At 55.1% G+C, this 13247-nt stretch carries 12 protein-coding genes and 1 tRNA gene; 2 read left to right on the forward strand and 11 right to left on the reverse strand.

Features of this window, described 5'->3' with window-relative positions:
- Positions 1-3 precede the first annotated feature (3 nt).
- Complete coding sequence (gene pyrR, locus LIO98_RS11080; RefSeq protein WP_291956932.1) at positions 4-555, reverse strand: bifunctional pyr operon transcriptional regulator/uracil phosphoribosyltransferase PyrR; 552 nt, start codon at positions 553-555, stop codon at positions 4-6.
- A 398-nt stretch (positions 556-953) separates the two neighbouring features.
- Here pyrR and LIO98_RS11085 point away from each other — a divergent pair, with 398 nt between their 5' ends.
- Positions 954-2831, forward strand: a complete 1878-nt coding sequence (locus LIO98_RS11085; RefSeq protein ID WP_291956935.1) for a molybdopterin-dependent oxidoreductase — start codon at positions 954-956, stop codon at positions 2829-2831.
- A 17-nt stretch (positions 2832-2848) separates the two neighbouring features.
- Here LIO98_RS11085 and LIO98_RS11090 read toward each other — a convergent pair whose 3' ends face one another.
- From LIO98_RS11090 to LIO98_RS11120, 7 genes are all read right to left on the reverse strand, one after another.
- A complete protein-coding gene (locus LIO98_RS11090; protein WP_291956938.1) occupies positions 2849-4078 on the reverse strand; it encodes an HD domain-containing protein in 1230 nt (409 codons plus the stop codon).
- A gap of 45 nt (positions 4079-4123) precedes the next feature.
- Positions 4124-4681, reverse strand: coding sequence for a ribosome recycling factor (gene frr / locus LIO98_RS11095; protein ID WP_291956940.1), 558 nt, complete (start codon positions 4679-4681; stop codon positions 4124-4126).
- Positions 4682-4765: 84 nt separating this feature from the next.
- Entirely contained in the window at positions 4766-5473 is a 708-nt protein-coding gene (gene pyrH / locus LIO98_RS11100; protein WP_291956943.1) for a UMP kinase, read from the reverse strand.
- Positions 5474-5754: 281 nt separating this feature from the next.
- Positions 5755-6351 (reverse strand): translation elongation factor Ts, encoded by a 597-nt coding sequence (tsf, locus tag LIO98_RS11105; RefSeq protein WP_291956945.1) that lies wholly within the window; start codon positions 6349-6351, stop codon positions 5755-5757.
- Position 6352: 1 nt separating this feature from the next.
- On the reverse strand, positions 6353-7183 hold the full coding sequence (gene rpsB, locus LIO98_RS11110; protein WP_291956948.1) for a 30S ribosomal protein S2: 831 nt from the start codon (positions 7181-7183) through the stop codon (positions 6353-6355).
- A 303-nt stretch (positions 7184-7486) separates the two neighbouring features.
- Complete coding sequence (gene panF, locus LIO98_RS11115; RefSeq protein WP_291956951.1) at positions 7487-8965, reverse strand: sodium/pantothenate symporter; 1479 nt, start codon at positions 8963-8965, stop codon at positions 7487-7489.
- A complete protein-coding gene (locus LIO98_RS11120; RefSeq protein ID WP_291956954.1) occupies positions 8958-9233 on the reverse strand; it encodes a YhdT family protein in 276 nt (91 codons plus the stop codon). Before LIO98_RS11120 ends, panF begins: the two co-directional genes overlap by 8 nt.
- A 173-nt stretch (positions 9234-9406) precedes the next feature.
- On the opposite strand from LIO98_RS11120, the gene LIO98_RS11125 reads away from it, so the two are divergent.
- Positions 9407-9499 (forward strand) — tRNA-Ser (locus tag LIO98_RS11125).
- 115 nt (positions 9500-9614) lie between these two features.
- Here LIO98_RS11125 and LIO98_RS11130 read toward each other — a convergent pair.
- The 3 genes from LIO98_RS11130 to LIO98_RS11140 all read right to left on the reverse strand — a co-directional run.
- Positions 9615-9785: a hypothetical protein gene (locus tag LIO98_RS11130; RefSeq protein WP_291956956.1), complete on the reverse strand. Its 171-nt coding sequence runs from the start codon at positions 9783-9785 to the stop codon at positions 9615-9617.
- Positions 9786-9844: 59 nt separating this feature from the next.
- Positions 9845-12673 carry an EAL domain-containing protein gene (locus tag LIO98_RS11135; RefSeq protein ID WP_291956958.1) on the reverse strand — a complete coding sequence of 943 codons (2829 nt, stop codon included), beginning with the start codon at positions 12671-12673 and terminating at the stop codon, positions 9845-9847.
- A gap of 394 nt (positions 12674-13067) precedes the next feature.
- Positions 13068-13247 (reverse strand): hypothetical protein (locus LIO98_RS11140; protein WP_291956961.1); only part of this gene is annotated, 180 nt, incomplete at its 5' end.

Consider the following 13247-nt stretch of genomic DNA (forward strand, 5'->3'; position numbering starts at 1 on the left):
TCGTTAAGCATCGCGCTCACAGATTACCACCTCGTCCTTTCCGTCAAGTTCTTCTACTTTTACTTCGATTACTTCGTTTTTCGATGTCGGTACGTTCTTTCCGCAGATGTCGGCGTGTATCGGAAGCTCGCGGTGGCCGCGGTCGATGATGACGGCCAGCTGCACTATCTGGGGACGGCCAAGGTCCACAAGGGCCTCGAGGGCCGCGCGGACGGTGCGTCCGGTGAAGAGCACGTCGTCCACGAGGAAGAGGTGCTTGCCGGAGATGTCGACCGGCATCCTCGTGCTGTGCACGATCGGCTGCTCGGAAAGCGTCGTAAGGTCGTCGCGGTAGAGCGTGATATCCAGCTCTCCGCAGGGCACCTTCGCGCCCTCGGCCTCTTCGATGAGCTTCTGCAGACGGCGCGCGATATATACGCCACGCCGGTGGATGCCCACCAGTATCATGTTGTCGGTACCCTTGTTGTGCTCCACCATCTCGTGGGCGATGCGGCGAATGACGCGATTAAGATCCTGCGCGTTCATCAGCTTCGCCTTTTCTCTAAGTTCCGCCATCAAAACCCCTCCTACGCTTTTATTTTGTAAATCCGTATCTCCGCAAAAAACAAGACCGCCCCCAACGGAACAGTCTCTCTTAAAAAACGCCCGGCATAACGGTGAATCTGCCTATATGGTGTCGTATCTCCCGTGAAATCCGCGCCTTCATCCGTCATGCCTCCCTTTAATTTGAACTGACGGTATTATACAGTATATTTTTAAATCATGCAAGCGGTTGCAAAAATTAACAAAAGATAACAAAATTGCCCGGCAGGAGACGGCTAAGTTAAGCCGGGACGCTCAATTCCGCGAAAAAAGCTGAACGTTATGCCTCTAAAAGATAAGAATTTTTCACAGGCCCGAGGCGTGCGGTATATAAAAATCTAACTTATAATATGGACATGGAGAGATACAAAATGAACGACGATTGGAAAACTACCGCCTGTCCCTATGACTGCCCCTGCGCCTGCTCGATGCTAGCGCGGGTAAACGGCGGCATAATAGAGCTGCGCGTAAATCCCGCCAACAGACAGTGTTCCTTCATCTGTGCCAAGGGGCGGCGTTTTATAAAACGGATCAACGACCCGCGGCGGCTGCTTCATCCGCTTTTGCGCCGCGGCGCGGAGTGGGTAAAAATTTCCTGGGATGAGGCGCTCGGCCTGTGGGCCGAAAAGATATCGGCGGCGGTGAAGGACTGCGGCCCGCTCTCCGTGATGTCATTCGCCAGCGCGGGCTCCATGACCTTTTCCAAACGGCTGATCCCCGCCTTCTACGCCGCCCTCGGCGGCTTCACGAAAACCAAAGGCACCCTCTGCTCCTCCATCGGCTCGGCGGGGCTTAAAGAATCTACCTGCGGCTTCGGCGTCCCCTATGTTCCTCTGGAGGATATCTCCACGGCGCGCGGCCTGCTCTTCTGGGGACGCAACAGCCGCCATACGCAGCCGCAGATGGCCCCCTGCCTCGCGGCGCTGCGGCGCGGCGGCGGAGAGACGGCCTGCGTCGAGGTGCGCCTCTCGGCGACGGCGGCGCAGAGCAACTGCTTCTGGCGGATATCGCCGGGCGGCGACTGGGCGCTTGCCGCCTGGCTATGCCGCCGGCTGGCGGATGATAAAAGGGACTGCCGCGGCTGGCGCGCGCGTGTCATAAATCACGAAGAATTTCTCAACGCCCTGCATAACGCGGATAAGGACTGGCTGCTGTCGCAGGCAGGCCTTTCGAATGAGACCGCCGAGGAGATATACCGCTGGCTCCTCTCGCATTACCCCGTCGTCCACATTCCCGCCTACGGCGCGCAGCGCTATCTGCACGGAGACATGCAGTTCCGCTGGATATTCGCCCTCGCGGTGCTCTGCGGCGGCTTTGAGGACGCGCGGGCGGGGCTCTCATTCAGCAAAGACGAGGGGGCGCTCTTTCCCGAGGGACTTTTTGAGGAAAGTTCCAACATACGCCGCTTCGGCGTCACCACCTGGCCCGCCGAGCTGCTGAAGGCGGAGCCTCCCGTGAGGGTGCTGAACATCCTCTGCGCCAACCCCGCGCAGCAGTCGCCCGATTCGCGGCTGATCGAGGAGGCGCTGGCCGCGGTGGATTTCAAAGTATGCGGCGAGGTCTTTATGACGCGCACCGCCGAGCTCTGCGACCTTGTGCTGCCAGCCTCGATCTTCCTCGAAGAGGAGGACTGGATCGGCGGCTACGGACACAGTTATATCAGCCGCAACGAACGCGTCGCCGCCCCGCGAGGCGAGTGCCGCAGCGACTGGGAGACATACGGCGCCCTCGCGGAACGTCTCGGCCTCGATCTTGATATGAAGGGGCTCTTCTCGCAAATGGGATGGATGATCTCCGGTGACGCCCGCCTCCGCGAGGTCTCGCGAAACCTCTACCTCTGGGACGAGCCATGCTACTGGAAGCTCTCCGGCTCACGCGCGCGGCTGCCGGAGACGACGCCGCTGCCGCTGAAAATAAAGGCGGGACACCTGCGCCTCGTCACCGTGCACTCGGAGCTGTACATCAACGGGCAAAATATCGACGCCCCGGCGATGTCTATGGAGCCGATCGTCAACCTGCCGGAAAAATTTTGTCTGGAAAGAAAGATAGCGGCAGGAGACAGCGTGCGCATTCTCTCCGCCAACGGCGCGGAACTTACCATGCGCGCCGCGATAGACCGCTCCCTCGGGGAAGATACCGCCTGGGCGATGCAGGGTCTGCCGGGACTGAACAGGCTGACCAGCACGTACGAGGCTCCGGGAAGGGGCGCGCCCTACGCGGAGTGTTTTATAACAATAGAAAAGACATAACGAAAGGACACGCTCTTTTATCCGGTCTCCTTCAGCGCTTCGCGCAGCGCCCGTATCTCATTTGAACGGATATATTCGCCTATCTGGGGTCCCTCGAGCGTCTCGGGCACACGGCATTTCGCGGCGGCCTTAATAGTTGCCAGCAATCTTTCATAATCGCGGAGAAATTCCGGGATCTCGCCGCCGTCGGCGGCGATGACGGTCCGAAAACCGTCCGCTCCCAGCGGCTCGCCCTCAAGCGCCCGGAGCAGATCCCTGATCTTCGCGGGGTTTTTCATGCGCGAGGGGCGCATGTGCTCCACCGCCGCGAACCTCGCGCAGCGGCTCCAGAGGCGCGGCAGCCCTAAGGTCTCCGAGATCTCCTTCATAAGCGCGCCGCCGCGCTCCTCGTGTCCGTAATGGTGCGGCAGCGTCTCCTCCGGCGTCTCGCCCTTGCCGATATCGTGCATCAGTGCCGCGAAGCGTACCTCGGTACGCTCCGTCATCGCCGCGGCGCGGTCGAGAGCCAGCATCGTATGCTCAAAGGCGTCGCCTTCGGGGTGGTATTCCGGCGGCTGGCTTTGGCCTATTAGCCTGTACAGCCAGGGGAATTCCTGCTCAAGGAGCCCCGCGGCCAGCAGATCACGGAAATAGAGCGAGGGCCGCGGCGCGCCGAGCGCCTTCTCGAGCTCGGCAAACTTACGCTCCCGCGGCTCGGCCCTCAGCTCAGCCGCGCAGCGCCCCATCATCGCAAGCGTCGCCGCCTCTATGGAAAAGTCAAACTGCGCAGCCTGGCGCGCCGCGCGCAGGGCTCGCAGAGGGTCTTCGCAAAAGTGTTCCGAGGTGGCCCGTATCAGCCGCAGCTTAATGTCACGCGCTCCGCCGTAGGGATCGACCAGGCAGCCGTCCGCGCCGAGCGCCATGCTGTTTACCGTCGTATCCCGCCGGTAAAGGTCTTCCTCTATCGTTATATCGGGAGCGCAGCAGACCTCAAATCCCTTATAACCAGAGCCGTTTTTCCGCTCACGGCGCGCGAAGGCGGTCTCGCAAAGCAGGCCGTCCACCGCCAGAAGAAAGACCGGAAAGGAACGCCCCACCAGCCGCGCCCCGGGGAAGAGCGCGTGAAATACCTCCGGCGACAGGCCGCAGACAACATAGTCGCGGTCGTGGACCGCGCGCCCCATCAGCCGGTCACGGACGGCGCCGCCTACAAGATAAGCGTTTCCGCCCGCCTCTTTTACCTTTGCGAACAATTCTCTCTCTGTCATGGCGGCAACAAAAAAGCCGCCGTATCCGGCGGCTTGAGGTTCGCTTTACTTATCCATTATCTCTTTCTCTTTATCCGTAAGCACCGCGTCTATCTTCTTGATGAAGGCGTCAGTCTTGTCCTGCGCCTCCTTCTGGAACTTCTTTAGGTCGTCCTCGGTTATCTTGCTCTCTTTTTCCATCTTTTTAAGGATTTCGATCGCGTCGCGGCGGATGTTGCGTACCGCTACGCGCCCGTCCTCCGCCATCTTGTTGACCATCTTTTTGAGTTCGACGCGGCGCTGCTGCGTGAGCTCAGGCAGATTGAGGCGGATGGACTCGCCGTCGTTCTGCGGCGTGATACCGAGGCTCGAAGACTGTATAGCCTTTTCGATGGCCTTCATAGCGGTCTTGTCCCACGGGGTGATGACGATCTGACGTGCCTCCGGCACATTGACGCTGCCCATATTCTTGACGGGAGTCGGCGTCCCGAAATAATCAACCTTTATCTCTTCAACAAGTGCGGGATGCGCTCTTCCTGTGCGGACGCCGAGCATAGAACCCTTCAGGTGTTCGATGCTCTTTTCGCAGCGTGAGGTCAGTTCTTTAAGTACGTTCTGAGGCATGCAGGTCACTCCTTATGTTTTTTATGATTATAACACTCTTTAGTCTCTTTCCAAAGGCGGAGGAAAAGGCAATTCCCCGCGGCCCTAAGAGACCATTGAGCCGATATTTTCTACGTCGATCAGCAGTCTGCGCAGATTGCCCTTCTTGAGCACATCGAACACGACGATAGGAATTTTATTTTCCTGGCAGAGCGAAAAGGCCGCGGCGTCCATTGCCTTGAGCTGCATCTGCAGCGCGTCCATATACGAGACATGCGGCATCTTCACGGCATCGCTGTACTTCGCGGGGTCCTTATCATATATACCGTCAACCTTCGTCGCCTTCAGCAGACAGTCAGCACCAATCTCCGAGGCGCGCAGAGCGGCGGTCGTGTCGGTGGAAAAATAGGGGGAGCCGGTGCCGGCGGCAAAGATGACGATCCGTCCCTTTTCAAGGTGGCGTATCGCGCGGCGGCGGATGACCGTCTCCGCGATCTGGCGCATCTCGATAGCCGACTGCACGCGCGTCGGCTGTCCGAGGCGTTCAAGCGTATCCTGCAGGGCCAGCGCGTTTATCACCGTGCCGAGCATTCCCATATAGTCAGCCTGCGCGCGTTCGATACTTGTGGTCTGCGCGCCTCGGATAATATTCCCGCCGCCGACCACCATCGATATGGCGATACCCTCGTTGGCAACCTCAACTATCTGTTCGCATATCCCGCGTATAGCCTCATAGTCAAGGCCGAAATGTCCCTCTCCAGCCAGTATCTCGCCGGAGAGCTTGAGAAGCACTCTGCTGTATTTGCGTTCCATAGCATTAACCACCTTCCGAACAGATTTATTTTTCTATTAGTAAGCCGCTTTTTATAAGAACCCTCCGGCAGACAAATAAGTTCGAATACAAACTTCTAATCTCTCTCCCACACGCGCAGCAGGCGGGCGGCCTGTTTCGCACAGGAGCTAAAATTTCGGCCGGCCGCCGAAAACGGCGGCACAAAGGCCGTTAAATACATTGAAAAAACCGCCGGATCAGCATCCGCCTAGAAAAAAGGCGAGGGATTAAAAATCCCTCGCCTTAACGGTTCGTTTGGAAGCTAGCCCTCGATCATGAAGCGGGCGTAGCGGCGAACGACGATATTTTCACCGATCTTCGCGATGTTCTCGACGATAAGATCCTTTATCTTGACGTCAGGGTTGCGTATGTACTTCTGCTCCAGGAGGCAGTTTTCCTCATAGAACTTGTTGATACGGCCCTCGGCGATCTTTTCAAGCATCTTCTCAGGCTTACCCTCTTCGCGCGCCTGAGCCATGATGACCATCTTCTCATGCTCCAGCACTTCGGCGGGGACATCTTCCGGCTTGATGTATGTGGGGTTGGCGGCGGCAATGTGCATCGCGATCTCATGTCCGAGCGTGTTGAACTCTTCCGTGCGGGCGACAAAGTCCGTCTCGCAGTCAAGCTCAAGAAGAACGGCAAGCTTCGCGTTGCTGTGAACGTAGGTGAACATCTTGCCCTGAGCCGCGGTGCGCTCAGCCTTCTTGGCCGCCTTGGCGAGCCCCTTCTCACGAAGGTAGTCGCAGGCCTTGTCCATATCGCCGGAGCACTCCACGAGCGCCTTTTTGCAGTCCATCATTCCGACCGATGTACGAGCGCGAAGCTCTGACACCATTGCTGCTGTAATTTCTGCCATCTTAGTTCGTCTCCTTCCAGCCCTTCTGCTCGGCAAGCTCTTTCGCACGAAGCTTCATTTCGTCCTCCGAGATATCCTCGGCGGGAAGTTCGGCGACCTCTTCTTCCACTACAGGGGCGGCTTCTTCCTTTTCCTCTACGCGGGCATCCTGACCCTGGCGTCCCTCAATGAAGGCGTTGGCCATCAGACCGACGACAAGCTCTATCGCGCGGATAGCGTCGTCATTGCCGGGGATGGGATAGTCTACGACATCGGGATCGCAGTTCGTATCGACGATCGCGATTACTGGGATGTCGAGCTTATGAGCTTCGAGAACGGCTATCGTCTCACGGCGGGGGTCAATGATGAAGAGGGCATCGGGGATGTCCTTCATGTCTTTGATGCCGGAGAGATACTTTTCAAGTTTCTCGCGTTCCTTGCGAAGCTGGATGATCTCTTTCTTCGGATACTTGTTGATGCTGCCGTCCTCTTCCATCTGCTGCAGCTCGGTCATGCGCATCACGCGGCGGTGGATCGTCGCAAAGTTTGTGAGAAGGCCGCCAAGCCAGCGCTGGTTGATGTAGAACTGTCCGGCCTTAAGAGCCTCGTCACGAATGGGGTCCTGCGCCTGGCGCTTCGTCCCTACAAAGAGGACGCTTCCGCCCGACTTCGAGACTTCGCGAACAAAATCGTAAGCCTTCTCAAGGCCCTTGACCGTCTTCTGAAGGTCGATGATGTAGATCCCATTGCGCTCCGTGAAGATGAACGGCTTCATCTTCGGGTTCCAGCGTCTCGTCTGGTGTCCAAAGTGGACGCCGCATTCAAGAAGCTGTTTCATACTTACTACTCCCATGTGAATCCCTCCTGTTTTTTCCTCCAGACGTCTCATCCGCGCCGGAACCCGCCCTGCGGGAACCTCCTTTGCGTCAACGCCTGTGTGTGCTATACACCACTTTTTAGTATAGCACAGCTTCTCCTCAAAAAGCAAACATAAATCACTATTTATCATTGACCCATCGAAGATAAATCGGCGTTTAGAAGTGCGAGTTGCTAAATGAAATGGAGGCTCCGATACCGGAACCGTATCTTCTACGGTGAGGATTCGGAGCCCCCATTTTATGACGCAAATCGTGCTTATAAACGCCGATTTATGATGCTAGATTTCAAAAACCTTAAGCTTTTCCTCGCTTTCGGGGCGGCCCAGAAGGCTTCCCGCGACAAAAGCGGCGATAGCGATAATCAGCGTCGGCACAATGGCAGTTGTACCGGCGATACTCGTCTTCGTGATGTTGAACCAGAAGAAGGCCGCCGCGCCGCAGATCATCGACAGGATAGCGCCAGTAGAATTGGCCCGCTTCCAGTAAAGACCGAAGAGTGTCGGGCAGAAGAAGACCGCCTCCAGGCCGCCAAAGGCGAAGAGGTTTATCCATACCAGCAGAGAGGGCGGCTTCATCGCCGCGAAAAATACCAGTACGCCGACAACCGCCGTCACCACGAGGCTCATGCCGCGCACCTTCCTCGGTGACAGGCGGCTCTCGTCGCTCTTCACAATATAGTGGAAATAAAGATCCTTCACGATAGCCGCCGAACACATGATCAGCATAGAGTCCACCGTCGACATGATCGCCGCGAGCGGCCCCGCGATGAATATCCCCGCCCAGAAAGGAGACATCAGGCGTACCGTTAGCGTAGGCACGGCGAGGTCGCCGACCGCGATATCAGGAATGACGGCGCGGCCCATCGCGCCGACAAGATGCATCGCCAGCATCGTGAAGCCGACGATGAAGGTCCCGATGATCATCGCGTTGTGCATCGAACGCGAGTCCTTATAGCCTAAACATTTCTGCGTCGTCTGCGGCAGCCCAAGGATACCGATGCCGACGAGCACCCAGAACGAGAGAATGAAGGGCTTCGGAATCGCGTTGCCGCCGCCTGTGGGGGTCAGCAGCTGAGGGTCTATCGAATATAGCGTCTGCATGATATTCTCCACACCGCCGCCGGCGGTGATGACCGCGCAGAGGATCGCGAGCGAGGCGAAGAGCATCATCACTCCCTGGATCGTATCGGTCAGCACAACGGCGCGGAAGCCGCCGACCGTCGTATAAATGACCACTGTAAGTCCAAAAATCAGCAGCCCAGTCTGGTAAGAATACCCCGTGACGGACTCAAAGAGCCTCGCTCCGCCGATAAACTGGGCCAGCATCGAGGCCATAAAAAATACCAGCAGCGAAAGAGAGGCAAGGATCACCACGAGGTCGCTGCCATAGCGGGCGCGGATAAAATCAGTGATAGTCACCGCGTTCGTGCGCCGCGCGATAAGCGCGAAGCGCTTGCCCAATACGCCGAGCGTGAGGAAGGCGGTCGGCACCTGGATCATTGAGAGAAGTATCCATCCAAGACCGACGTTATAGGCGACGCCGGGGCCGCCGACAAAGCTGCTGGCACTCGTATATGTCGTGATTATCGCCATCGCAAGCACAAAACCGCCCATCGAACGGCTGCCGATAAAATATTCCTCCATAAACCCCTTGGTGTCGCTCCGCTTACCAGCGGCGCGGCTGCCCCATAGCGCGATCCCCATAATCAGGATAAAGTACAGGATCAGCGGCACAATCATCCCCGTATGGTCAATCATCTTTTTTTACCACATCTTTCTCTTCATCAAGCGGCAGCTCCTTAAAAAAGAGCCGGATCACAATCCACAGAATAAAAGATATCCCCACATAGCCCGCGATACAGCTGTAGAAAAACCATTCCGGAAAGCCGAATATGTAGCGGTACTGCGACGGATCGTCGCCAAAACCGTAGGCGGTCATATACCACCAAAAGAAAAAAAGCAGATAAAGACCAATGATAATAAAGGTCTCCCGCTTAGTTGTCTGTAAAAATTTTTTTGAAGCCACGTTTCTGCCCTCCATTTTAGTAACTTTAAAAGTTTATGGCGTATAAGTATAGTACAATTACAAGATATCAACAATATATGTCAGGGATTATACGGCAAAAAACATATTTTATCGAGATTGAGCTTGAAAAGTTATAAAAATCGGGTATAATGCTCTATGTCCTTCAGATGCGGGGAGGGGTGGCCGAGTGGTCGAAGGCGGGCGACTCGAAATCGTCTTAGCGGTGCTGAGCCGCTACGTGGGTTCAAATCCCACCTTCTCCGCCAGTAAATATCAAGTCTTGCAAACTTTAAGTTTGTGAGACTTTTTTATTTTCAACCGCCGGCCAGTGCACAGGCAGGGCGCTTTTCCAGCGGATAAGGCTCGAAGAAGCGCGGCTCCTTATTTTCTGGCGTCAAGGAAGATTATCGCCGCGGACATTATGGCGGCGAGCCCCGAGACAGAGAGCACCAGCCAGCCAACGACCCCGGGCCGCCAGTCCAGCAGCCAGGCGTAAAACACCGAGGACACGAATATAACGAGCACAAGATAATGCAAAATTTTTGAATTCACAGATTCACTTCCCTCTGCCGCGCCAACGGCAGGAAATAGAATGTGTACACTACAACTGCCTATGGCAGAAATTTTTTCTCAAAGTCATCCAGCGGCATCGGTTTGGCGTAGTAAAATCCCTGAGCGGCGACACATCCCATCCCGATCAGCATCTCCGCCTGTTCCTTCGTCTCGACGCCTTCGCAAATTACATTGATGCCCAGTTCTTTCGCCATAGAGATTATACCCTGGACAATAATTCTTCCGCGTCTTTCGTGGCAGCTGTCGGAGATGAGGCTCCGGTCAAGTTTGATCGTGTCGGCGGAGAGCTGCTGCAGGACGCTGAGCGACGAATAACCTGAGCCAAAATCATCTATGGAAAGAAGGAAACCCAGTTTTTTCAGCAGATCGCGATGGCTCAGCATCTGCCCGACATTCTCCATAAGAATATTTTCCGTGATCTCCACCTCAAGATATTCATGCGGGACACCGTATCTGTCCGCAATCTCAGCCAGGGTATAGGGGAAATTCCGGTCTTCAAAATGCAGCCTTGAAAAGTTGGACGACACGGGAAAGGGGCGTACTCCCTTGTCCATCCACCGCCTTATCGTTTTACAGACCTGCTCATAGATATAGAGGTCGATCTCAATAATAAAGCCGTTGCTCTCAAAAAACGGAATAAAATCACCGGGATAAATCATCCCCTCTTCACGGCGGAACCAACGCACAAGCGCCTCCGCCCCCACGGTCTCTCCCGTACGCATATCGGACTTTTGCTGAAAATAGGGTATGAACTCGCCGTTTTGCAGGGCCGGCGCCATTATATCGGCCAGATGCCTGCGCCGGAGTTCCTCTTGGCGCATCTTTTCATCATACCTCAGAGTCACGCTTTTACCCGTATTCTTCCCGTTTATTCTCGCGTAGTTGGCAAAGTCCATAAGCAGTGAGACGTCGGTACTGTCTCCGTGCTGTGTGACATAGACGCCAAAGGTGAGACAGATGGAATATGATTTATTCATCGCCGCCACCGCGGCGCCCATCTGTTCCGCGATGTGGTTCGTCCGCGACAGCAGCCCGTCCCAATCGCTATAGCGCACTAGAAGAACGAATTGGTCGGCGGAGACCCGCGCGCAGCACTCGTCGAAAGAGGTATTTTTCTTGAGCGTCCGCGCCAACAATTTTAGTATCTCGTCGCCCTCCTTGAAACCAAATGTATCGTTGATCGTCTTAAACTGATTGATATCCATGTATACGAGAGCCAAGGGATCATCCCCGGCCTCTTTAAGCATCTTCTCCGCGTCCAGACGGAATTTATTGAGATTGAATATCCCCGTCACGCCGTCTACGTATAGCAGCGCGTGAAAGCGTCTGTTATTCGCGGCATTCGTGACAGCTATGTAACCCAGGACCCCGATGATGACAATAAAGATAAGGCCGGTCACGCCGGCTGCCGCCAGCGGATATTCGCTGACGAGCCGCCGCAGAGTAACCGGTCTTGAGATTACGGAGTTATCGAGGATTATCGAGTCCATCTGCTCGCGGGAAATATACTGGATACATTTATCCATAATGGAAAAAACACGGGGATCGGCGTTCTTAGAAACCCCGATACTGAGATCGTCATAATAGTTGCTCAGCACAGCCATGCTGAAGTTTTCATACTTCCGTTCCGACAGCAGGTAATTCGCGACATAGGTGTTCGTGTAGGTGACATCGGCCCTCTTTTTCGCGACAGCGTCGAAGCAGTCGCTGATCGAGGGATAGTAGATCACCTCAGCCTGCGGATTCTCTTCCGCTATCTTTTGAGAAAAGTAACAGCCCTCCGGCAGAGCGATACGCTTACGGGCGGAGACGTCGCTTATACTGACGGAGACAAATGGCGCACGCAGATAATAGACGGTGGTGTTCACATGCTTTCGCTCCGCCCATAGGTAATCGTTCGCCACGCCGCAAATAATATCCGCCCTGCCGCCGCCGATCATCATCCAGGATTCATTGCGGTTACTGACGGGCAAAAATTTAAACGTCAAACCGGAATAGGCCGCGATAACGCCGAACATATCGGCCACGATCCCCCTGAATTCCCCGGTTTTCGGGTCCTCATATTCCAAAGGGGCCTCCGTGGAATTATAAACGGCCCTCAATGGCGGCGCTTTGGAGATGTAATCCATCTCTTCCCTGGTAAACGCCGGCCGCTGCAGAGCGTTGACAGCGAAATATTTTTCGTAAAGCCTCTGCTCGTAGTAGGGATCGCGCAGCTTTATCGTGGTCATCGCCTCGTCGAGGGTGTGGGCCAGCTTTTCTTTGTCCTTCGCTATGGCGAAATACAGCGGCTGCGGAGCAAACTGCGCCACGCTGCGGAAGATACTGTTTTTACCGAGATGGGTGACAGCTACGCCGTCGAGTTCGCCGCGGTCAAGGGCGGACAGAAGATCCGCTGTCTCCCTGTAGGGGACGGTCGTGACGGAAAAACCGTTTTTACGGCAGTATTCCTTGAAGTATTCGGCATCCAGACCATCCTTAATCACACCGACGCGCATGCCGTTAAACGACGAGAAATCCTCATAGTCGTACCGCGTATCGTCTACGCGCACATTCAACGTGGAATAGATGCTGCACATCGGCCTTTGTGAAAAGAGGAATTTTTTAGCCCTCGCGTCATTGAAATAGACCGCGGGGAGAATATCTATTTCCCCCCTCTCAAGCATATCAAAGGTATTCTCCCAGCTTTTACCGTCGACTATCTCATAGTTCCAGCCGGCATATTTGGCGATTTTTTGAAAATACTCGAAGTTGAACCCGACATATTCACCGCTGTGGTTACGGCTCATGTAGTCGCCGTCTTCGTAAAAACCTATCCTTACCACCTCTCCCTGTCCGTTGGCGGCGGCGATGTGCGCATTCAGCACTAGAAAAAAGACGACGTAAATAAGTAAACAGGCACCTCTTTTGCAGATATCTATGATAGTCCACTCCCAGAGAATAAAGCTAAAAACACCTGCAAAAACCCCGCCTTGCGGCCACAGCCGCGCTGGCAGAGACTCTAGTTTATCCGATAGACAGTTTACCATAATATAGTCGTGAAAGATATCTGAAAAAGCAAATAGAGCCGCAGTTTTATTTTTATATGAAACCACCGCGGCAAAAATGAAGATGACCGTTCCGGCACAACGGCACGCTGCACAAAAACACGTGAGCGCGAATATACCTTCGCCTCCGGATAAGCAGCGAACCGAAACGCCGGGTTTCGCGTTTCGTGTGAGTCGCTTAGTCTTTTCGTTTATAATAGCCACCGTGGGAATTTTATAAGTGGCGTGCCTGTGGAGATTCGAACTCCAGACCTTCGCCTCCGGATAAGCAGCGAACCGAAACGCCGGTCTTCGCGTTTCGTGTGAGTCGCTTAGTCTTTTCGTTTATAATAGCCACCATGGGAATTTTATAAGTGGCGTGCCTGTGGAGATTCGAACTCCAGACCTTCGCCTC

The organism is Cloacibacillus sp. (assembly GCF_020860125.1).
Taxonomy (GTDB): domain Bacteria; phylum Synergistota; class Synergistia; order Synergistales; family Synergistaceae; genus Cloacibacillus.

What these genes read in the sequence shown, in the direction of transcription:
- panF (WP_291956951.1), bottom strand. Translation starts at nt 8,965, where the DNA reads ATGATTGACCATACGGGGATGATTGTGCCGCTGATCCTGTACTTTATC.
- pyrR (WP_291956932.1), bottom strand. Translation starts at nt 555, where the DNA reads ATGGCGGAACTTAGAGAAAAGGCGAAGCTGATGAACGCGCAGGATCTT.
- pyrH (WP_291956943.1), bottom strand. Translation starts at nt 5,473, where the DNA reads ATGGAACGCAAATACAGCAGAGTGCTTCTCAAGCTCTCCGGCGAGATA.
- LIO98_RS11085 (WP_291956935.1), top strand. Translation starts at nt 954, where the DNA reads ATGAACGACGATTGGAAAACTACCGCCTGTCCCTATGACTGCCCCTGC.
- LIO98_RS11090 (WP_291956938.1), bottom strand. Translation starts at nt 4,078, where the DNA reads ATGACAGAGAGAGAATTGTTCGCAAAGGTAAAAGAGGCGGGCGGAAAC.
- tsf (WP_291956945.1), bottom strand. Translation starts at nt 6,351, where the DNA reads ATGGCAGAAATTACAGCAGCAATGGTGTCAGAGCTTCGCGCTCGTACA.
- rpsB (WP_291956948.1), bottom strand. Translation starts at nt 7,183, where the DNA reads ATGGGAGTAGTAAGTATGAAACAGCTTCTTGAATGCGGCGTCCACTTT.
- frr (WP_291956940.1), bottom strand. Translation starts at nt 4,681, where the DNA reads ATGCCTCAGAACGTACTTAAAGAACTGACCTCACGCTGCGAAAAGAGC.